The 22,002-nt window shown below is 64.6% G+C and carries 15 protein-coding genes, 1 tRNA gene and 1 pseudogene; 7 read left to right on the forward strand and 10 right to left on the reverse strand.

What is annotated here, in order from left to right; translation table 11 throughout:
- Positions 1-2 precede the first annotated feature (2 nt).
- A complete protein-coding gene (locus DID99_RS32275; protein ID WP_124646450.1) occupies positions 3-2,489 on the forward strand; it encodes a mechanosensitive ion channel domain-containing protein in 2,487 nt (828 codons plus the stop codon).
- Positions 2,490-2,562: 73 nt separating this feature from the next.
- Here DID99_RS32275 and DID99_RS32280 read toward each other — a convergent pair whose 3' ends face one another.
- Positions 2,563-2,778, reverse strand: coding sequence for a hypothetical protein (locus DID99_RS32280; protein WP_124646439.1), 216 nt, complete (start codon positions 2,776-2,778; stop codon positions 2,563-2,565).
- On the opposite strand from DID99_RS32280, the gene DID99_RS32285 reads away from it, so the two are divergent.
- From DID99_RS32285 to DID99_RS32295, 3 genes are all read left to right on the forward strand, one after another.
- The gene (locus DID99_RS32285; RefSeq protein WP_124646440.1) at positions 2,758-3,015 is read left to right on the forward strand and encodes a hypothetical protein; all 258 of its coding nucleotides are present in this window, start codon (positions 2,758-2,760) and stop codon (positions 3,013-3,015) included. The genes DID99_RS32280 and DID99_RS32285 overlap by 21 nt on opposite strands.
- A gap of 318 nt (positions 3,016-3,333) precedes the next feature.
- On the forward strand, positions 3,334-3,519 hold the full coding sequence (locus DID99_RS32290) for a hypothetical protein (protein ID WP_124521312.1): 186 nt from the start codon (positions 3,334-3,336) through the stop codon (positions 3,517-3,519).
- A gap of 240 nt (positions 3,520-3,759) precedes the next feature.
- Positions 3,760-5,595, forward strand: coding sequence for a protease pro-enzyme activation domain-containing protein (locus DID99_RS32295; RefSeq protein ID WP_124646441.1), 1,836 nt, complete (start codon positions 3,760-3,762; stop codon positions 5,593-5,595).
- A gap of 136 nt (positions 5,596-5,731) precedes the next feature.
- On the opposite strand, the gene DID99_RS32300 is transcribed toward DID99_RS32295, so the two are convergent.
- The 9 genes from DID99_RS32300 to DID99_RS32345 all read right to left on the reverse strand — a co-directional run bounded on the left by DID99_RS32300 (position 5,732) and on the right by DID99_RS32345 (position 19,044).
- Entirely contained in the window at positions 5,732-7,282 is a 1,551-nt protein-coding gene (locus tag DID99_RS32300) for a phospholipase D family protein (RefSeq protein ID WP_124646442.1), read from the reverse strand.
- Positions 7,283-7,692: 410 nt separating this feature from the next.
- Positions 7,693-10,143 carry a glucose/quinate/shikimate family membrane-bound PQQ-dependent dehydrogenase gene (locus tag DID99_RS32310; protein ID WP_124486421.1) on the reverse strand — a complete coding sequence of 817 codons (2,451 nt, stop codon included), beginning with the start codon at positions 10,141-10,143 and terminating at the stop codon, positions 7,693-7,695.
- A 630-nt stretch (positions 10,144-10,773) separates the two neighbouring features.
- A tRNA-Ile gene (locus DID99_RS32315) sits at positions 10,774-10,852 on the reverse strand.
- A 138-nt stretch (positions 10,853-10,990) separates the two neighbouring features.
- On the reverse strand, positions 10,991-13,408 hold the full coding sequence (gene rpoD / locus DID99_RS32320) for an RNA polymerase sigma factor RpoD (protein ID WP_124486422.1): 2,418 nt from the start codon (positions 13,406-13,408) through the stop codon (positions 10,991-10,993).
- A gap of 88 nt (positions 13,409-13,496) precedes the next feature.
- Positions 13,497-15,371 (reverse strand): DNA primase, encoded by a 1,875-nt coding sequence (gene dnaG, locus DID99_RS32325; RefSeq protein ID WP_124668340.1) that lies wholly within the window; start codon positions 15,369-15,371, stop codon positions 13,497-13,499.
- A 71-nt stretch (positions 15,372-15,442) separates the two neighbouring features.
- Entirely contained in the window at positions 15,443-15,889 is a 447-nt protein-coding gene (locus DID99_RS32330) for a GatB/YqeY domain-containing protein (protein ID WP_124646445.1), read from the reverse strand.
- Between the two features lie 185 nt (positions 15,890-16,074).
- Positions 16,075-16,287 (reverse strand): 30S ribosomal protein S21, encoded by a 213-nt coding sequence (gene rpsU / locus DID99_RS32335; protein ID WP_006479415.1) that lies wholly within the window; start codon positions 16,285-16,287, stop codon positions 16,075-16,077.
- A 105-nt stretch (positions 16,288-16,392) separates the two neighbouring features.
- Complete coding sequence (locus tag DID99_RS32340) at positions 16,393-17,613, reverse strand: NAD(P)/FAD-dependent oxidoreductase (RefSeq protein ID WP_124521304.1); 1,221 nt, start codon at positions 17,611-17,613, stop codon at positions 16,393-16,395.
- Between the two features lie 492 nt (positions 17,614-18,105).
- A complete protein-coding gene (locus DID99_RS32345) occupies positions 18,106-19,044 on the reverse strand; it encodes a LysR family transcriptional regulator (RefSeq protein ID WP_124646446.1) in 939 nt (312 codons plus the stop codon).
- Positions 19,045-19,163: 119 nt separating this feature from the next.
- Here DID99_RS32345 and DID99_RS32350 point away from each other — a divergent pair, with 119 nt between their 5' ends.
- The 3 genes and pseudogenes from DID99_RS32350 to DID99_RS32360 all read left to right on the forward strand — a co-directional run.
- The gene (locus DID99_RS32350; RefSeq protein ID WP_124646447.1) at positions 19,164-20,495 is read left to right on the forward strand and encodes an MFS transporter; all 1,332 of its coding nucleotides are present in this window, start codon (positions 19,164-19,166) and stop codon (positions 20,493-20,495) included.
- Positions 20,492-21,898, forward strand: coding sequence for an FAD-binding oxidoreductase (locus DID99_RS32355; RefSeq protein ID WP_124646448.1), 1,407 nt, complete (start codon positions 20,492-20,494; stop codon positions 21,896-21,898). Before DID99_RS32350 ends, DID99_RS32355 begins: the two co-directional genes overlap by 4 nt.
- 11 nt (positions 21,899-21,909) lie before the next feature.
- Positions 21,910-22,002 (forward strand): annotated as a pseudogene (locus DID99_RS32360) (electron transfer flavoprotein subunit beta/FixA family protein); the annotation flags it as partial.

Below are 22,002 nucleotides of genomic sequence, written 5' to 3' on the forward strand. Positions count from 1 at the left end.
CCATGCGATATTTCCTGCTCGGCTGGCTGCTCGCCGCCGTCGTATCGGCCGCCCACGCGGCCGCCCCTGCCCCGGCCGCCGCCTCGGCCGCCTCCGGCGCCGTGCCCGCGCTGACGCCGCAGCAGGCGCAGCAGGCCCTCTCCGTCCTGCAAAACCCGCGCGAGCGCGAGCAGGTCGAAACGACATTGCGCGCGATCGCGGCCGTCGGCGTGCTGAGCACGCCCGCGCTCGCGGCGAGCGCCGCGGCGCCGGCCAGCGCGGCATCGGCTGGCACCGCTCCGGCCGCACTCACGACGAACGGGCTCGCGTCGATGCTCGTGCGGCAGGGATCGCGCTGGGCCGGTGAAATCGGCGGCGCGCTGAACGAATCGCTGCGCTCGCTGCTCGACGTCGGCTCGGTCGGCAACTGGTGGCACGAGCGGCTCGTACGCGCCGACCAACGTGCCGATCTCACGCGCGCGATCTTGATCATCCTCGCCGTGCTCGTGCCCGCGCTCGCCGTCGAATGGTTCGCGAAGCGGCTGCTGCGGCGCGCGCTGGCCGCGCTGAGCGCGCGCCGCACCGGATCGTCGCGCCGGGCCGATGCAAATGCAGATGCCGACGCCGATTCACCCGAACCCGAACCGCCCGGTCCCGGCGACCGCGCTTCGACGCCGGAACCGGCCGCCACCGCTGCCCGCGCCGACGGCACCGGCACGCCCGATACGTCGTCGCAAGGTCGCGGCCATGCGCGGCGCCACACCACGCTGCTGCGCCGGATGCCGCGCGCGCTGGTCAGCCTCGCACTGCGGGTGATACCACTGCTGGTATTCGTCGGCATCGCGAGCCTGACGATGTCGGTCCTCGACGGCGCCGGCACGCCGACCCAAACGGCACTCGAATCGCTGATCGACATCTACGTGATCTGCCGCCTCGTGACGATCGTCAGCCGGCTGTTCTTCCAGCCCGACGCGCGGCAGCTGCGGCTGCTGCACATCAGCGACGCATGGGCCGCGTTCGCGCAGCGCGCGATCGCGCGGATCGTGATGGTCGTCGGCGCCAGCACGGCCGCGGTCGAGATCGCCGCGAGCTTCGGCCTCAGCGACGCCGGTCACGTCGCGCTGCTGAAGGCGGTCGCGCTCGTCGGCCACTTGATGATCTCGGCGCTGATCCTCCGGTGCCGCCAGCCGGTCGCCGCGCGCATCCGCGCGGCCGGCGAGGATCGGCCGGCCTTCGCGATGGTCGGCAACGCGCTTGCCGACGCGTGGGCGCCCGTGTCCGTGTTCGTCGTGATGGCGTTGTGGTTCGTGTGGGCGCTCGACGTCCACAACGGCTACCGCGTGCTGATCACGCTCGGCGGCCGCTCGATCGCCGTGATGATCGGCATGCGGATCGTGTCGATCGTCGTGTTCGGCGCGCTCGCGCGGGTGTTCCAGCGCCGCGACGACGACCGCACGCTCGTCCACCTGCACGCGTACCGCTACTACCCGCTGGTGCGCCAGGTCGTGTCGGCGGCGATCGCCGTCGTGACCGTCGTGCTGCTGCTGCAGACCTGGGGCGTGCCGATCTTCCACGCGTTCGCGACCGGCACGATCGGCCATCGGCTCGCGTCGGCGCTGATCACGATCGCGATTGCAGCCGTCGTCGCGCTGATCGTCTGGGAAGCCGCGAACATCGCAATCGAGCGCCGCCTGCAGCAGTGGACACGCGAAGGCAACCTCGTGCGCGCGGCGCGCTTGCGCACGCTGCTGCCGATGCTGCGTTCGCTGCTGTTCATCATGATCGCGCTCGTCGTCGTGCTGACCGGCCTCAGCGAAATCGGCGTGAACATCGGTCCGCTGCTCGCCGGCGCCAGCATCTTCGGCGTCGCGCTCGGCTTCGGCTCGCAGAAGCTCGTGCAGGACTTCATCACCGGGATCTTCCTGCTGATGGAGAACGCGATGCAGGTGGGCGACTGGGTCACGCTCGCCGGCGTATCCGGCACGGTCGAATATCTGTCGATCCGCACCGTGCGGCTGCGCGCGGGCGACGGATCGCTGTACACGATCCCGTTCAGCTCGGTGACGACCGTCAACAATACGAATCGTGGGCTCGGCAACGCGGCCGTCAAGGTCAGCATCGCCTACGGCCAGGACATCGATCGCGCGATCGCGACACTGAAGGAGATCGGCGCCGCGTTGCGCGACGATCCGGATTACAAGGACGGCATCCTGTCGGACTTCAGCTACTGGGGCATCGACCAGGTCGACGGCGCGGCGATCGCGCTGGCAGGACAGATCCAGTGCAAGGACTCGGCGCGCTGGGGCGTGCAGCGCGAATTCAATCGGCGCATCGCGGTGCTGTTCCGCGAACGCGGAATCCGGATCGCGAATCCGCAGCGCAGCCTCGTCGCGTATGACGAAGGTTCGCGGCCCGTCGCGCCCGAGAACGATGAGAACAGCGACCACGCCACCGGCACGCCGGACGCCGAACCGCCACCGCCCGTTGCGCCGGAGCGCAAGCCGGACTGATCGTACGGATGCCGCTGGCGCGACCACCGCCGGTCGCGCCGTGCGCGCGCCAACGAACGACGGATAGCCGCGCTCAACGCGCGGCGGTTTTCTTCGCGCGCCGAACGCGCTTCGCTGCGTTCGCCGGCGCGGCCGGCGTCGCGCCGGCATCCCGCTCACCGCCGCGCACGCTGCCGGCCGGATCGTCGCCGACGATCTTTCGGTGCGCGCGGTTTACCGCGACGGTTGCCCGAGCGCCATGTCGCAATTCATCGAGGACTTCAATGCCATGACCGTTCGCCTCAAGCACGCAACTGCCTTCGAAACGACCTCGCCCGCCGATGCGGACCGCATCGTGCGCGCGCCGCTTGCGGAACTCGAAGCGCGGCTCGACGAGATCAAGACACTTGCGTCGGCAAGCGGCGACGCGCCGGACGAACGCCTGCTGCACTGTATCGACGGCCTGTTCCGGCTCGTCGACGACCTGCAGGCCGTCGAGCGGCACGACACGCCGAAGCTCGAGCTTCGGCGACGGGAGCGCCGTTGAAGTTTCCGTGCGGATGGCAGACCGGATTGCGTTACGCATTCGCCGGCGAGCGCGCTGCGCGACGCATGACCGGCTCAGCCGGTGTCTACGGCTCGAATGTTTCCTCCACAACCATTCGCTCATTACGAATGGAATCGTCAATTATCCGGCGCGCCGATCCGTCATTACATCCGACAGCGTCCTTGAAAATTACAAAATACCCCACAACTTTTCAAAATCATTTCAGCTTATTCAATTTAATTTTGTTTCATATAATCAGAAAAAGTTTGACACCGAACTTTCGTTCTTGATACCGTCCGATTCAAGCAATCTGACGAATTGTCCACCACGCAATCGATTCCGCTCGACGCATTGCGCTTGCGCCGCACCGACGTTCTCGCCGCCGACCGCCTCTTCTTCCGTTGGCGCATGCAACATCCCGATGCAATTGATTGGGCAGCTGCCGTCCGGCAGCAGGCCGAAGGACCGAACCGAATGAGCAGGACACCGAAACTGTTGCTCTAGTCATCCCGCCTGCATCAAACCCGCTGGCGCGGCCGCCTGCTTCGCGGCGCAGCGCCTCCACTGCCGAGCATTCCAGCATTTCGCCCCCCGAGGATCACGACCCTTGCGGACCGGGCGAAAGGCCCCGTCGCGTCCGCGCCATCCGCGCGAGCGCGGCGGATATCGGCGGCGCACGATCCGCGCCGCTGTCGACCGTCGTTGTTCGTGCCGTTCGATGTTCAACCGGAGGGGTAATTCAACATGAATCAGGTTGCAGACAAGAAACAAAAGCACATCCGCATCGTCAAGCTCGCCTTCGCCGCCGCGGCAGCCGCTTCGTTCGGCATGGCGAGCGTCCATGCCGCACCGGCCGCCGGCTGGACGGAAACGCGCACCAAGGGCTTCCTGCCGCTCGTCCAGCAAGGTGAAAGCAGCAGTACCGCCGGCGCGCCGGCGGCCAGCACCGCCGCCGCTGCCGCGGCTGCCACCGAGATGGCGCCCGGCGAATCGGTCGACATCGTGCTCGGGCTGAACCTGCGCAACGAAGCGCAACTCGACCAGTACCTGCACGACCTGCATACGCCCGGCTCGCCGCACTACAAGCAGTTCCTCACGCCGGCGCAGTTCGCCGCGCAGTACGCGCCGACCGACCGGCAGGTCGCCTCCGTCGTCGCGCACCTGCGCCAGGCCGGCTTCGTCAACATCGTGGTTGCGCCGAACCGCCTGCTCGTGTCCGCCTCCGGCACCGCGGCAACGATCAAGTCGGCGTTCCGCACGACGCTCAAGCGCTTCACGCGCAACGGCCGCAGCGTCTACGCGAACACCGATGCCGCGCAGGTGCCGAACGCGATCGGCGGCATCGTCGGCGCGGTGCTGGGCCTGCAGAACGTCGAACTCATGCACACCGGCGCGGGCAGCAAGCCGCAAGGCAACACCAGCAACCTGACGATCCCCGCGGGCGCATCCGCGGTGCCGCACAACCCGACGGAATTCTCGTCGCTCTACGGCGGCGACGGCACGCCGACGGCCTCGCAGACCACGGTCGGCATCATCGCCGAAGGCGACCTGTCGCAGACCGTCAGCGACCTCAACACGTTCGCCGCGAACAACGGTCTCGGCACGATCAGCAGCAGCGTCGTGCCGACGGGTCCGTCAGGCAGTTCGTACACCGATACATCCGGCACCGTCGAATGGAACCTCGACAGCCAGTCGATCGTCGGCGCCGCCGGCGGCAGCGTGAAGCAGGTCGTGTTCTACGTGGCACCCTCGATGACGCTCACGGCGATCACCGCCGCGTACAACAAGGCGGTGAGCGACAATGTCGCGAAAGTCATCAACGTGTCGCTCGGCGTGTGCGAATCGTCCTCGTACAGCACCGGCTCGCAGGCGACCGACGACACGATCTTCAAGCAGGCCGTCGCGCAGGGGCAAACCTTCTCCGTGTCGGCCGGTGACCACGGCGCGTACGAATGCGCGAGCGGCACGCCGTCGCGCTCGACCTACACCGTGAGCGAGCCCGCGACGTCGCCGTACGTAATCGCGGTGGGCGGCACGACGCTGTTCACCAACACGTCGACCAATGCGTACAACAGCGAAATCGTCTGGAACGATCCGAGCTGGCAGCCGGGCACCGTGTGGTCGACGGGCGGCGGCTACAGCAAGTACGAAGCTGCGCCGGCGTGGCAATCGTCGAGCCTCACCGGGTCGACCAAGCGCGCGCTACCGGACGTCGGCTTCGACGCCGACCTGCGCACCGGCGCGATCCTCGTGGTGAACGGCCAGACGTCCGACACGCTGTGGGGCTCGGGCTACCTGAACAACGAAGGCGGCACGAGCCTCGCCGCGCCGATCTTCACCGGCATCTGGGCGCGGCTGCAATCGGCGAACAACAACGCGCTCGGGTTCCCGGCGTCGAGCATCTACAAGTACTTTCCGAGCAATGCGGCGCTGCTGCACGACGTGACGTCCGGCAACAACGGCAGCGGCACGTACGGCTACAAGGCGAAGGCCGGCTGGGATGCGACGACGGGCTTCGGCAGCGTGAACATCTCGAAGCTGAACGCGTTCATCCAGAGCACGGCGGATTTCGCGCGCTGATCGTGCGATGAGGTGCGGTTCCGGGTGCATGTCGTTGCGCGCGCCCGGAACCGTGTCGGCGGCTGTGCATGCGGCGCGTCCCGATCGACGACGACCGTCGGCACACGTCGCCCGCGGCTGTCGCGCGTAGACGAAATCACAGCTGCGATTCGATCGGAAACAAGCCGAGAAACCACACTTCCATGCGCCGCGCCGCCGACACTTCCGGTTCGTGATCGAGTTCGGTCACCTTCCCGTCCGCGTCGGTCTGAATCCACTTGAGGCGCCCTTTCCCGGCCGGATCGGTCCGCAACTCGACGCGCCACGCGATTCGATCGAGCCGCGGCTCCAGATCCATCGCGACTTCGGATGCAATCACCGGGCTCTCGCAGTAAACGCCGATCTCGGTATTGAGGTTCAGCGAGCGCGGGTCGAGATTCATCGACCCGATGAAGATGCTCTTGCGATCGAACACATACGTCTTCGCATGCAGCGATGCGCGCGACGAGCCGATGATGACCTGCTTCGAGATGCTCTTGTCGCCGAACGGGCGTCGCTCGTAAAGCCGCACGCCGGCTTCGACGAGATCGCGCCGATAGCGCCGGTAGCCGGCATGCACGGCCGCGACGTCGGTCGATGCGAGCGAGTTTGTCAGGATCGTCACTCGGACGCCGCGCGCCGTGAGCGCACGCAGCCGTTCGACCATGTCCTTGCCCGGCACGAAGTACGGCGACACGATCAGCAGCTCCTGCTCGGGCCGCAGCGCGAGTGCGCGCAGTTGCGGCATCAGGTGCCCGTCGCTGTCCTTCGGCGAGCGTGCGATCTTCGCCGGATCGTCATACAGGACCGTCGCCTGCCCCCACGACAGCTCGGTCCCCTGCCCGTGCACGATCTGGTCGAGCCGTTGCCGCGCTTCGAGCACGTACGGATTGTCCTCCATCGCGCGCAGGTAATCGCGCAGCCGTTCGCGCTCCCGGTCGAGGCCGCCGGGCGCCGCGTCGTGCCCGACCAGCACATCGACCGGATATGCGTACGGCGAATTCCAGAACGTATCGAATTCGGTCGAGATGTCGTTCACGACCGGGCCGTGCACGACCACGTCGAGATCGCCGAACTCCAGCATCGACGACGCGCCGAAGTACTCGTCGCCGATATTGCGGCCGCCGACGATCGCCGCCTGGTTGTCCGCGATCATCGCCTTGTTGTGCATGCGCCGGTTGACCCGCGAGAACTCGAGCACCGTGCCGATCTTCTTGAAGTGGCGCGTGGCGACCGGATTGAAGAGCCGGATCTCGATGTTCGGATGCGAGCTGATCTCGAGCAGCTTGCGGTCGTCCGCGTTCGTCCCGAGATCGTCGAGCAGCGCGCGCACGCGGACCCCGCGATCGGCCGCGCGGATGATCGCATCCGCGAGCTCGTGTCCGGTCAGGTCGTCGTGCCAGATGTAGTACTGAAGGTCCAGCGAGCGGTCCGCGCGATCGGCGAGCAGCACGCGCGCGTCGAGCGCATCGACCGGGTCGCGCAGCAGATGAAACGCATCCTGCCCAGGATGGGTGGCGGCCTGCTGGCGGAACGCCGCGCCGAGGCGCGTGTTCTCGGTATCGGAGAACGCATGCGTCGGCGCACGATCAGCCTGCGGCGGCAGGCTGGCGCACGCGGCAAGCATCAGCAACGCAAGAATCGCACTCCACGAACGCAACATGATCATGATGGCCACCCCACGGTCGGGCGAAGTCTGTTTGTGTTTGTTCTGGCTGCCGGACGGGGCGCGGCGCGGATCACCGGTCCGCGCGCTGGACGAATCCCGAGCGCGCGCGCCGGTCGCGCCACAGCATACTTCGATTGACATCGGGACGGCACGCGCTCCGTGTTTCCCGGTGGCGGCGATACGACATGCGACGCGGACGTGAACACGTTCGACACGTTCGCCAGGTTCAGGCGGCGCGCAAAAGAAAAACCCGCGAGGCCTTGCGGCGTCGCGGGTTTCGAGATTTTGCCGAAGGCCAAAGAGTCGCCAGAAAGCGGGAAAAAAAGCGGCATGCCACGCATGCCGTTTCGGGGATCGGACCGTGCGCAGCGATACCTCTGTCCGGCGCTCCGTGCGAACAGCAACGCGTGTTAGTTCGGCAGCGCGTAAGCGATCACGTAATCGCCGAGCTTCGTGCCGAAGGAGCCGTGGCCGCCTGCGGCGATCACGACGTACTGCTTGCCGTTGATCGAGTAGCTCATCGGCGTGGCCTGGCCGCCTGCCGGCAGGCGGGCTTCCCAGAGTTGCTTGCCGTTGTTCACGTCGAACGCGCGGATGTAGTTGTCCGCCGTTGCGCCGATGAACGCCACACCACCGGCCGTGATCATCGGGCCGCCCAGCATCGGCATCCCCATCTTGAACGGCAGCGGGATCGGCGAGCTGTCACGCACCGTGCCGATACGCTTCTTCCAGACGATCTCGTTGGTCTTCAGATCGATACCGGCGATGTAGCCCCATGCCGGTTGCTTGCAGGGCAGGCCAAGCGGCGAGAGGAACGGGTTCAGCGTCACGCCAAACGGCACGCCGTACTGCGGCTGGATACCCGATTCCGTACCGCTCCCCTTGGCACCCGATGCCGGTTCGATCGGGTTGCCCGGACCGCGTGGGATCAGACGCGACACGAACGGCAGCGCAATCGGGTTGGCGATGGCGATCTGACGATCGGTGTCGAGCGCAATGCCGCCCCACTCGAACATGCCCAGGTTGCCCGGGAACACCAGCGTGCCTTGCAGCGACGGCGGCGTGAAGGTGCCTTCATACCGCAGCTTGTGGAACATCACGCGGCAGACCAATTGGTCGTACATCGTCGCGCCCCACATGTCCTTGTCCGTGAGCAGGTTCTTCGGACGGAACGTGAGTTCGGAGAACGGTTGCGTCGGCGAGGTACGGTCGCCAGGCGCGGCGCCTTGCGGCACCGGCAGTTCCGGAGCCGGCACGACGGTTTCGCCGGTGCGGCGGTCGAGCACGAACAGGTTGCCGGTCTTGGCCGGCCCGTACACGACCGGCACGGTCTTGCCGTCCTTGGTCGTGATGTCGGCGAGCGTCGGCTGCGACGGCATGTCCATGTCCCACAGATCATGGTGAGCGGTCTGGTAGAACCAGGCCAGCTTGCCCGTCGACGCGTGCAGCGCGAGCAGGCCGCTTGCGTATCGCTCCATCTCCGGCGTACGGTCGCCGCCCCAAATGTCCGGCGTACGCACGCCCATCGGCAGATAGACGATGTCGAGCTTCGCGTCGTAGGCGGCGGGCGCCCATGAGTTCGGCGAGTTCCAGGTGTAGTGCTCGTCCGGGCCCGGGATATGGTTCGGATCACTCGCGCCCGGATCGAACGCCCACATGAGCTGGCCCGTGCGCACGTCGTAACCACGGATCACGCCCGACGGTTCCCGATTCGAGAAGTTGTCTTCCACCGCGCCCGCTACGACGATCACCTTGCTGGTGACGACCGGCGGCGAAGTGGGCTCGTACATACCCGGCGTGGTGACCGGCATGGCATGCTGGAGATCGAGGTCGCCATTGCTGCCGAAGCCCGCGCAGCGCTCGCCTGTCAGTGCGTCGAGCGCGTACAGGTGGCCGTCGTTGACCGGCAGGTAGATACGGCGCGAGCACGCCCCCGTAGCCGATACGGCTGCGTCGCTTGCCGGTGCGGCGGCCTGCGGCGCCGAAGCAGCAGCGTCGCTAGCCGGAACAGCCGTTGCCGATACATCGGCGCTCGCCGTCAGATCGACATACGACACGCCGCGGCAAGTCACGTGCTGGAACGACGGATCGGTCTTGAGCTTCGGATCGAAGGTCCACTTGAGCGCGCCGCTCTGTGCGTCGAGCGCGAAGAGCTTCTGGTGCGGCGAGCACAGGTAGAGCAGATTGCCGATCTTGATTGGCGTGACTTCGTCGGTGATTTCACCCGGATCGTTCGGGCCTTTCATGTCGTTCGTGCGGAACGTCCAGGCCACCTGCAGGTTCTTCACGTTGTCCCGCGTGATCTGCTGCAGCGGCGCGTAGCGCGTGCCTTCCTGAGTGCGGCCGTACGCGGGCCAGTCCGAGGCGTCGATGCCGTTGGCGTTTGCGGCGGGCGAACCGACAGACGAAGCCATCGTGCCATTGACCGTCTGCGGATCGTTGAAGCAGGCGTACACGAGCACGCCCGCCCAGATCACGAGCGCGCCGACGAGCGACTGCACGCCGAACTTGCGTGGCGCGTCGAGACGCCAGCTCACGAGCAGCAGCAACCACACGCCGAACACGACGAGCACCCCCGAGCGCGGCGCGAGCGCCCAGAAGTCGGGACCCGACTCCCACAGCGACCAGATGGCAGTGCCCCCGAGCACGAGCGCGTAGAGCACGAGCGCAGTGGGACTGCGGCGATACAGCAGCCACGTCACTGCCAGCAGCACGACGCCGGTCACGACGTAATACGCCGAGCCACCGAGCGAGAGCAGGTACGCGCCGCCTATCAGCAGAAAGAGCGATGTAAGCGCGATAAACAGGAGCGTTACGACGCCGATGAACCCGGGCGATGATGATTCGCTTGATCTGGTCATGATGATCTCAACCTTCTTTTGAGGACGGCGCCAGCATCGCTTGTCACGCGATGCCTGTGGCGAAGCTCGCCCGCGCGAACACCGGCGAGTCGTCCAGCCACTGCGCTGTGCCCGCAGTGGCCGGCTGTGCGGAAAACGCTCCGCGAAACGGCCTGTTGCTTTAGAAGACGTGCATCATCCCGACGTACGCGCCGGTTTGCCCTTCGTCCATGTTCGGACGGCTCGGCGAGCTGGAAGCTGGAATCGCGAGCCGTCGCAAACACCGGGAATTTACCGTTCTTGCTGTTGTCCACGTGAGCGACCGTGCCGTACAAGAAGGCGCGCTTGCTCGGATTATAGGTGGTAGCGAGTGCGTCGAGCTCGCCTGCGTATGCCGATGGTCGGCTTCGATGCGCACCGGTCTGTCGTCGAATACGCAGACAAGCGATCGCTCGCCGCGAAATCTTCGGGAAGGCAGTTTAGGGATGGGGAACACGAACGGTCCCTACCCGTTCGGGTAGTCCGGAGCCATGGATTGCCCGGATCCGATGCGTTGAAGCCCAGAAACGAAAAAGCCGGCCCACCGGGCCGGCTTTTCGCGTCCAATCGCGGTCGGTTGCACCGCGTGGAAACTCTCGAACAAAGCGAATCTGGTGGGCCCCCCGGGAGTCGAACCCGGCACCAACGAATTATGAGTTCGCTGCTCTAACCAAGCATGAGCTAGGGGCCCAGACGGGAAGCAACCTGTGCTACACGCCACCCCGGCAACGAAGCCGGGCCGGCATTGTAACAACAAAGCCGCTAAAGAGGACAAACGCCACCGGCATCACGCGGATACCGGCGGCGTTCGCAAGTGAGACGCTGGAAATCAGTTCCCTTCGAGGAACGACTTCAGCTTGTCGGAACGGCTCGGGTGACGCAGCTTGCGCAGCGCCTTGGCCTCGATCTGACGGATCCGCTCGCGGGTAACGTCGAACTGCTTGCCGACTTCCTCGAGCGTGTGATCGGTGCTCATCTCGATACCGAAGCGCATCCGCAGCACCTTCGCCTCACGCGGCGTCAGCGAATCGAGCACGTCCTTCACGACGTCGCGCATGCTTGCATGCAGCGCGGCATCCGCCGGCGCGACCGTGTTGTTGTCCTCGATGAAGTCGCCGAGATGGGAATCGTCGTCGTCACCGATCGGCGTTTCCATCGAGATCGGCTCCTTCGCGATCTTCATGATCTTGCGGATCTTGTCTTCCGGCATCTCCATCTTCTCGGCGAGCGTTGCCGGATCCGGCTCGAGACCGGTTTCCTGCAGGATCTGCCGCGAGATGCGGTTCATCTTGTTGATCGTTTCGATCATGTGAACCGGAATACGGATCGTGCGCGCCTGGTCCGCGATCGAACGCGTAATGGCCTGGCGGATCCACCACGTCGCATAGGTCGAGAACTTGTAGCCGCGACGGTATTCGAACTTGTCCACCGCCTTCATCAGGCCGATGTTACCTTCCTGGATCAGGTCGAGGAACTGCAGGCCGCGGTTCGTATACTTCTTCGCGATCGAGATCACGAGACGCAGGTTCGCCTCGGTCATTTCACGCTTCGCCTGACGCGCCTTCAGTTCGCCGGCCGCCATCTGGCGGTTGGTTTCCTTCAGGTCCTTCAGCGGCAGCACGACGCGCGCCTGCAGGTCGATCAGACGCTGCTGCTGCTCGCGGATCGCCGGAACGTTACGCGACAGGACCGCGCTGTACGCATGGCCTTCGGCCGCGATCTTCTCGGCCCAGTCGAGATCCGTCTCGCTGCCGGGGAAGCGCGCGATGAATTCCGAACGCGGCATGCCGCACTTGTCGACGACGATGTGCAGGATCTGACGCTCGACCTGACGCACTTCGTCCACTTGCGCACGCAGCGTGTCGCACAGACGCTCGACGGTACGCGCGGTGAAGCGGATCGTCATCAGTTCGGTCTGAATCGTTTCCTGCGCCTTCAGGTAGGACTTCGACTTGTAGCCTTCCTTCTCGAACGCGCGGCGCATCTTGTCGAACCACTCGCTGATCTGCGAGAACTTGTCGAGCGAGGCACGCTTGAGGGCTTCGAGCTGGGCGGCATTGGCCGACGCCTGAGCGGCACCGTCGTCTTCCTCTTCTTCCTCTTCTTCCTCTTCCTCTTCGGCTTCCTCGTCCTCGTTCTCGATCGCTTCCGCTTCCTTCGCGGAGAAACCGTCCGTATCGGCGGAGTCCGAAGCATTCGGATCGAGCAGGCCGTCGACGAGCTCGTCGACGCGGATCTCTTCGTTCGCGACGCGCTCGGCCATCGCGAGGATGTCGGCGATCGTCGTCGGGCACGCGGAAATCGCCATCACCATGTGGCGCAGGCCGTCCTCGATCCGCTTCGCGATCTCGATTTCGCCTTCGCGCGTGAGCAGCTCGACCGTGCCCATCTCGCGCATGTACATCCGGACCGGATCGGTCGTGCGGCCGAATTCCGAATCGACGGTCGACAGCGCGACTTCCGCTTCTTCCTCGACTTCATCGTCCGACGACGCGGCCGGCGCGTTGTCGTTCAGGAGCAGCGTTTCCGCGTCCGGAGCCTGCTCGTAAACCGCCACGCCCATGTCGTTGAACGTGCCGATGATGCCTTCGAGGGCTTCGGTCTCGGTGAAGTTGTCCGGCAGATGGTCGTTGATTTCGGCATACGTGAGGAAGCCGCGCTCCTTGCCGAGCTTGATCAGCGCGCGCAGTTTCACGCGGCGCTCTTCGAGCTCCTCGGCCGTGCCGGGCGTGCTCGTCGCGAACGCTTCCTTCAGCAGCGCCTTTTCCTTGGCGCGACGATCGCGCACCTTGGATTTGCCCGGGGCAGCCGCGGCTGCGGGCTGCTCGTCGCTCTGATTTGCGTCGTCATCGACGGATACTTCGTTCAGCTTTTTGGTCATGGAGTTCGCCGTACCGGCTATATCGACTCGCGGCTGCTGGACGACAGCCGGTTGAACCGTAGGTGCATGAGTAGTACGTACTGCCGTTTCGTCCGCGGCGGCAGTCGTGTCCCTTGCGCTTTTCGCACTTGCCCGCTTCGCCGCCGGCTGGGCCGGCCCGGAGTCGGGTCTGGCGGCAGCCCGTGTTCTGGCTGCCGGCGCCGGCGCAGCCTGAGCAGTGCCGGCCGCGGTTTTCTTTCCTGCAGGGGCTGACGTGGCTGAAGACGTTGTCCTGGTGGAAGAAGCAGACTTGGCCGCTGTGACCTTGGTGGTCGGCTCCGTCGAGCCCTTGCCTGTTGCTTTCTTTCCGCCTGTCGTCTTTGCCATCGCGAATCTCGCCTCTGCTTAGAAAACAAACCGCTGGAAACCTTATATTATAGCACGCTGGGGCGCCCTCTCTCAGCGCCCCGGCCGCCTACAGCCCGAGCCGACGTTTCATATCGGTTCGCTGCTGGTTCAATTCCGTCAATTCGGCCAGTTCCTCGGGTGTGAAGGTCGATTGCCGCGCCAGCCGATCGAGCCGGTCGCAGCAGGCGTCATAGCGCATCTTGAGCACCGCGGCCTGCAGTTCCTCCCCCGCGATCCGTTCCTGTTCACGCTGCCGCTCGGGCACCGTCTCGTCTTCCGGATTCTGTAACAGCAAATCGCGGACGTTTTCATCATAGTCCAGAATTTCGCGGAAGATTTCCTCGTAAGTCGCGCCGTTCGAGGAGGTCCGCAGGACATCGGACAGCAGCCGGAACTCCGCGCCGTCACCCAGCGCACGCGCATGCTCGACGACTTCGGCGAACAGCTCGCCGATCCGCGGCAGCGCGCGCAGGGTCGCAAGCTGTTCGTCGTCGAGCTGCGACGCGACCCGCGGATGCATCACGAGCGTGCGCAACGCGCGCTTTTCGCTGTCCGTCACGCGCCGCCGCTCGCTGCGCGCGGGCGCCTGGCGCGGCGGCGCCGCGATGCGCGCATCGACGTCCGACAATCCCGCGACTTCCTCGAACGGGATATCGAGACGGTCGGCGAACATGTGCATGATCTGCGCGCGCAACGCGTTCGCCGGCAGCGCCTGCAACAGCGGCTTCGCGTCGAACAGCGCCTTCGCGCGACCTTCCGGCTGATCGAGCGCCTTGCCCGCAATTGCTTCGTTCAACAGAAATTGCGACAGCGGCATCGCGCGCTCGACCTGCTCGGAGAACGCGTCCGCACCGAATTCGCGTACATAGCTGTCCGGATCGTGCTCGGCCGGCAGGAAAAGGAATCGGATCGTCCGATTGTCCGCCGCATGCGGCAGGCACGCTTCGAGCGCGCGGCGCGCCGCGCGCCGGCCGGCCGAGTCGCCGTCGAAGCTGAAAATGACCGTGTCGGTCTGGCGCAGCAACTTCTGTACGTGGATCGGCGTGCATGCCGTGCCGAGCGTCGCGACCGCGTTCGGGAAGCCGAGCTGGGCGAGCGCGACGACGTCCATGTAGCCTTCGACGACCAGCACGTACTTGCGCTCGCGGATCGCGAGGCGCGCCTCGAACAGCCCGTACAGTTCGCTGCCCTTGTTGAACAGCGGCGTTTCCGGCGAATTCAGGTACTTCGGCTCGCCGCTGCCGAGCACGCGTCCGCCGAACCCGATCACCTGCCCCTTCACGTTGCGGATCGGGAACATGATCCGCTCGCGGAACCGGTCGTAGCGTCGCGCCACACCCTGCGCGTCGGTTTTCTCGCTGACGATCACGAGCCCCGATTCGACGAGCGAGTCGTCGCGATAGTCCGGGAACGCCGTTTCGAGGTTCTGCCAGCCGTCCGGCGCATAGCCGAGCCCGAAGCGCGCGGCGATCTCGCCGGTCAGGCCCCGGTTCTTCAGGTACTGGATCGCGACGGTCGCGCCACGCAGTTGCTTGCGGTAGTAGTCGCACGCGGCGGACATCACGTCGGACAGCGCAGTCGCGACCGATTTCGACACGGGCGCCGGATAGTCGCCGCCGCCTCCACCGCCGCCGCCGCCGCGCATCGACGGCTCGTGCGGCACGGTCAGCCCGACCGACTGCGCGAGCTCCTGCACGGCTTCCGGGAACGTGAGCCCCGCATGCTCCATCAGGAAGCCGATCGCCGTGCCGTGCGCGCCGCAGCCGAAGCAGTGATAGAACTGCTTGGTCGGGCTGACGGTAAACGACGGGCTCTTCTCGTTATGGAACGGGCACAACCCCATGAAGTTGGCGCCGCCCTTCTTGAGCTGCACGTACCGGCCCACCACGTCGACGATATCGACGCGGTTCAGCAAATCCTGCAGGAACGAATGCGGAATCACCGTGGGATCGAGCGAAAAAAGACAATACGACGCCCCGGCGCACGCGCATGCAACGCGCCGGGAAGCGGGTTTTACTTCGACAGCGCGGCCTTGACCTGCGCGGAAACGGCCGTCATGTCGGCGCGGCCGGCGAGCTTGCCCTTCAGCACGCCCATCACCTTGCCCATGTCCTGCGGGCCGGCTGCGCCGGTTGCCGCGACCGCGGCCTGGACTTCGGCGACCACTTCGGCGTCCGACAGCTGCGCGGGCATGTAGGCGCCCAGCACCGTCAGTTCGGCCTGCTCCTTCGCGACGAGATCGTCGCGGCCGGCGGCCTCGAACTGGCTGATCGAGTCCTTGCGCTGCTTGATCATCTTGTCGATCACCGCGGTGATGCCCGCGTCATCGAGGGTCACCCGATCATCGACCTCGCGCTGCTTGATCGCGGCCATCAGCAGGCGAATCGTCGCCAGACGCTCGCTTTCCTTCGCGCGCATCGCGGCCTTCATGTCTTCGCTGATCTGCTCTTTCAAACTCATCTTGCACCCGGGATGGAAACGTGACTTCGACGCCCGCGAACGGGCGTCAACACAAAAACCCGCTTGGGACTAAGTCTCAAGCGGGTTGCTCGAATCCGGCATCGGCGACTCGCGGCCCCGGAACGAGGCCGATCGTGCGGAGGTCGCCGGTGCGCCGCTCAGCGAACCGCGCGGCGCTCAATCGTTCAGTACAGCTTCTTCGGCAGCGTCTGGCTGCGAATCCGCTTGTAATGACGCTTCACCGCAGCAGCCTTCTTGCGCTTGCGCTCGGCGGTCGGCTTTTCGTAGAACTCCCGCGCACGAAGCTCGGTCAGCAGACCGTTCTTCTCGATCGTGCGCTTGAAGCGACGCATGGCGACTTCGAACGGCTCGTTTTCTTTAACGCGAATGATCGTCATGATCCGACACGAATAAAGGTTTGCAGGGAAGACTTACGAGTATAGCAGAGGGTCGTGCAAAGACATAAGGGCCGGGTCCCGTCAACGGCAGGGCGCGCAGCCGTGTCAGGCGCCGCGCGAGAACTCCGCCGCAGCCTGCCCGGCCGCCGTGCCGGACGCCCATGCCCACTGGAAGTTGTAACCGCCGAGCCAGCCCGTCACGTCCACCGCCTCGCCGATGAAGAACAGCCCCGGCACCCGCGCGCTCATCATCGTCGCCGACGACAGTTCGCGCGTATCGACGCCCCCTTTCGTCACCTCGGCCTTCTTGTAGCCCTCGGTGCCGTTCGGTGTCAGCGTCCAGCCGGACAGCGCGTCGCCGATCTGGCGCAGCGTCTTGTCGGGCAGGTCCGCGAGCCGCGCGTCGGCCGCGACGCGGTGCGTGTCGAGCCAGACGTGGGCGAGGCGCGACGGCACCCAGTCCGCGAGCAGCGAGCCGATCTGCCGCTTCGACGTGCGCTTCGCGTCGAGCAGGTCGGCCACCGCGTCGCGCTGCGGCAGCAGGTCGATACGGATCGGGTCGCCGGACTGCCAGTAGCTGGAGATCTGCAGGATGCCAGGGCCCGACAGGCCGCGATGGGTCAGCAGCAGGTCCTCGACGAATTCGCCGCCGCGCTTCTTGTCGCCGGTCGACACGCGCACTTCGAGCGACACGCCGGACAGCGCCGCGAACGGCTCCCAGTCCTGCGACGCAAAGGTGAGCGGCACGAGCGCGGGCCGCGTATCGACGAGCTTGTGGCCGAACTGCTTCGCGAGCCGGTAGCCGAAGTCGGTGGCACCGATCTTCGGGATCGACAGGCCGCCGGTGGCGACGATCAGCGCGCGTGCGCGGATCGGCCCCGCCTGCTGCGTGTCGAGCGTGAAGCCGTCGGACGGCGCGTGGCGCACCGCGTCGACCACCACCGGCCGGCGCCAGGCGATGCCGCCCGCGTCGCATTCATGCTTCAGCACGTCGATGACCGCGTCGCTGCCGTGATCGCAAAAGAGCTGCCCCTTGTGCTTTTCGTGCCAGGTCACGTGGTGGCGCTTGAGCAGCCCGAGGAAGTCGCGCGGCGTGTAGCGCGCAAGCGCCGAGCGCGCGAAATGCGGATTCGACGACAGGTAGTTGTCGGGGCCCGCATGGAGGTTCGTGAAGTTGCAGCGGCCGCCGCCCGAGATGCGGATTTTCTCGGCGAGCCGCGGCGCATGGTCGATCAGCACCACGCGGCGGCCGAGTTGCCCGGCGACCGCGGCGCTCATCATCCCGGCGGCGCCCGCGCCGATCACGGCGATGTCGTAAGTTTCCATGGCGCGGTTTGTTCAGGAACTTTGCATAGGCTATGAATTATGCATATTTATCAGCCACTTAGAGGTAGGCGACTGATGAATATCTTGAGGAAGGGCGAATGATACATGCGACGGCGGAGAACGCAACGCTTGGATGGCCGCAGCTTCGATTCTCAGGTAGGGCGCATGCAACCGCGAATCGACAGCCTTCGTCCTTGCTGATCGCCAGGAGAACCTGAATGCGGCTGAACTCCGCGACCAGCGACTCCTCATGAGCAGCCGGCCCTATCCCGGTTTCCCGATCCTGCTTTGGGACAGCATGGAGGGTTGCCGTTCGGTCAACAGGTTTCAGCTCAGCCTGCGTGATATCCAAGAGCGGCTATTCGAGCGCGGATCAACCTTGTATCGATACATTCCGGACAACCGAAGCTCGCGACATTTTCCCAAATTCACATCGTGGCTCCGATTTCGAATCGGCACGTTGGACGGCCGTACCCGTGCGACAGCACTGGATCAACATTTGACGCGTCGCCGAGCTATTCCAAGCGACTCCATACCACTCAACGAGTCTATAAGGTATTGACGGAAGCCCTCAGCGGCTGGCGAGACCGCGCGGCTTGCCGAATGGTAAAGACATACTTGGCGCATGACTTCCGGCTCTACAATCCGGCGCATAACCAAACCAAGCGGTCGCGCCAGCAGGCCGACATACGCCGGCGCCAGCGTCAACGCAAGTCCAACCGCTGCCATCCCAAGAGCGGTGCTGATGTTGTCGACGACGTCCATAGGCGCGATACGCTCGTCGTCAGCGACGCCTGCGCGCATGAGTGAAACGTTACGTTCATAGTCTCGACCCGCCGCGACAACCGGCTGCTTTCGCAGGTCGGACCACGTAATCCGTCCACGTTTAGAGAGAGGATTGTCCGGCGCGCACCAGAGCACCCAGGGGCTTTTGAACAGTTCGATACGCGCCACGTCATCACCGACCGTCTGATCGGGGCCGACTCCGAGGTCGACGTCTCCGTTGGCAACCATGTCTACAAGGTTATCGACTGCCGCATCCCGAATCCGTATCACCACCTTGGGATGCGTTTGCCCGTATCTCTTAATCGCAGTGGGCATCATCGTCGTCGCGATTACAAGCGGAGCTGCAATCCGAACGATCCCTGCGGCGCGATTCCGTATATCGTCCGCCGCGGCCTGAGCCAGTTCGATATTCCTCATCACGCTCTTCGCGTGAACGACGAACTCCCGGCCGGCCGGCGACAGTGCCACGCTACGCGTGGTGCGATCGAACAGGCGAAAGCCCACACCGCTTTCGAGTTCCGCAATCAGCAGACTTACGGCGGACGGCGACAAGTTCAGGCGCTCGCCAGCTCGCGCAAAGTTGCGAACATCCGCCACGGCAAGGAAAGCAGCAAGCTGCCTCGGCGTGAATCTGGCCCCGGACATGCCCCCTCCATTGAACAGTTTTTCTCGATAATAGGTCAGAAATCATCGTTTGTCTTATTGAATAGCCCGACGCAAACTTTCGCCACAAAGACCGACTATTCCAACTCAGGAGACACACTGTGGCGCAATCATTCACCGCGCACCTCGAGCAGGAGGAACAGCTCGAAGAACGCGCTTACTCGATCGTTACCTGGCGGCTTGTGCCGTTCCTCTGTCTGTGCTTCGTCATCGCGTTCCTCGATCGCGTCAACATCGCGTTCGCGAAATTGCAGATGGTGTCGGAGCTGGGCTGGAGCGAACAGATCTACGGTTTCGGCGCCGGAATCTTTTTTCTCGCGTATTTCGTATGCGAGGTTCCGAGCAATCTGATCATGCATCGGGTCGGCGCACGCCGCTGGATCGCCCGAATCATGATTTCCTGGGCCGTGCTGACGGGCCTCATGGCATTCGTGCACACGACGACGGCCTTCTATGTGATCCGCTTCCTGATTGGCGCCGCCGAAGCGGGCTTCTTCCCTGGGATCATCCTCTACCTGACATATTGGTATCCAGCGAAGCGCCGAAGCCGCGTGATCGCAACATTCATGACCGCCATTCCGATCGCCGGCGTCTGCGGCGGCATTCTCTCAGGATGGATTCTGTCGACGTTTCACGGCGCGGCTGGTTTATCCGGGTGGCAATGGCTGTTTGTGCTCGAGAGCGTACCGTCGCTGATTGTCGGCATCGCTGCATTGTTCTATCTCGACGACAGTATCCGCAACGCGAAGTGGCTGGACGACGAAGCGCGCGTCCGGCTGATTGCAAACATCGAAGCAGAGTCGAAGAACAAACAAACGGTATCGCTTTCCGAAGCGTTGCGTCGGCCCGCAGTATGGCTGCTGGCGTTCGCGTACTTCGGTGCCGCGATGGGTCAGTATGGTTTCGGTTTCTGGCTTCCGTCGATCATCAAACACATGGGCGTCGCGTCTGCGCTGAATGTGGGCCTGCTGTCGGCAGTTCCATACGCGTTCGGCATCGGCGCGATGCTGGTGGTCGGGCGTAGCGCGGATCGAAGCGGTGAGCATCGCTGGCACTATCTCATACCGTGCGCTGCCGCGGCTCTCGGGCTCGTCGCGAGTGCGCTGTACAGCGGCCAGCAGGTGGTTTCGCTTGTGGCGCTGACGGTTGCCTGCATGGGATTGCAGTGCCTTGCGCCTGTGTTCTGGCGCATTCCAACTTCGTTGCTGGGTGGGGTTGCTGCGGCCGCTGGCATCGCACTGGTCAATTCGATCGGCAACCTTGCCGGGTTCGTCAGCCCTTACATGATCGGTTGGATCGTAGACCGCACGGGCAGCGCGAGCGTCGCGCTTTACGTCACCGCAGCGTTTCTACTGCTGTCGGCCGGCATCGTCGCTGCGATGCCGAGCAATGCCGGGCGGGATCGGCAACTCAACATCGGACATACTCAATGACTCCGTTCATCGAACAGCCTGTCGACCTATTCGTCGCAGCGCTCGAAAGCACGCTCGGCGACAGCTCGGTCGTGCTCGACTCGTCTGTCGCATCGGCTCACGCCGGCGACTGGAGTGAAGCACCACATTGCATGCCGGGCATCGTCGTGTTCCCGCGCACGCCGCAACAGGTGGCGGCGACACTTGAGATCTGCAGCCGCTTTCGTCGCCGTGCTGTCGTGCAAGGCGGCTTGACGGGTCTCGCCGGTGGCGCGACGCCGCGCGAAGGGGAAATCGCGCTTTCGTTATCGAAGCTCGATGCAATCGAGGAAATCGACACCGTAGGCGGCACCGCCACCGTGCAGGCTGGCGTCGTTCTCGAAGAATTGCAGCAACGCGTCGAAGAACAAGGCTGGTACTTTCCGCTCGATCTCGGCGCTCGCGGTTCATGCCAGATCGGCGGCAACGCCGCTGTCAATGCTGGTGGTAACCGTGTGATCCGGTTCGGCACAATGCGCGATATGGTGCTTGGCCTCGAAGTCGCGTTGCCCGACGGGCGTCTGCTCAGCATGCTCAATCGCGTCACGAAAAACACAACAGGCGTAGATCTGAAGCACCTGTTCATCGGCAGCGAAGGTACTTTGGGCGTGATTACCAGACTCGTTCTCAAGCTTTCTCCGCTGCCAACGAGCGCATGCACTGCGCTCTGTGCGCTTCCGTCGTTTGACGCCGCAACGCAGCTCATACGCGACGCTCGCGCCACACTGCCGGGCCTCTCCGCGTTCGAGGTCATGTGGGACGACTTCATGGCCGCCGCTCGCGAAGTCCACGAGTTGCGGCCAGCCTTCGATGCCCCCGCGCCGGTGTACGCATTGCTGGAGACGCTCGGTACCGACGAAGCGGACGAACGGCGACAACTCGAGGAGTTTCTGGCCAATGCGTTCGACCACGGTCTCGCGACCGATGCCGTCGTAGCCCAATCGATCGACGACGCGCAGCGGCTTTGGGCCTATCGCGAAGCCATAGGCGAACTGCTGGCGCACCTCAAGCCGCATGCCGCTTTCGATGTTGGCGTTCCGATGGCAGCAATGGAGCGGTTCGTTGATTCGACGCGCAAAGCGCTGACGCAGCAGTTTGCGCGCCAACGTCACCTGTTCTTCGGCCATATCGGCGACGGAAATCTTCACGTGCTTTCGGGTCCCCACGACAGCCCGGACGACCTGCATCGCGTTGAAGATCTCGTCTACCGGGCAGTCGCCGACGTGGGCGGCTCGATCTCTGCCGAGCACGGCATCGGAGTCGTGAAGCGAGACTTTCTGCACCATAGCCGTTCTGCTGACGAGATTGCGTTGATGCAGGCGATCAAGGACCTGCTGGATCCGGCAGGCGTACTGAATGCTGGTCGGATTCTACGAAAAGACTGAACGGAAGATACATGAAGATAATCGTCGCAGTGAAAAGAGTGGTCGATTACAACGTGAAGGTCCGCGTGAAGTCGGACAACACGGGCGTCGACATCGCGAACGTG

This window comes from Burkholderia sp. Bp8986 (assembly GCF_003854225.1).
GTDB lineage: Bacteria > Pseudomonadota > Gammaproteobacteria > Burkholderiales > Burkholderiaceae > Burkholderia.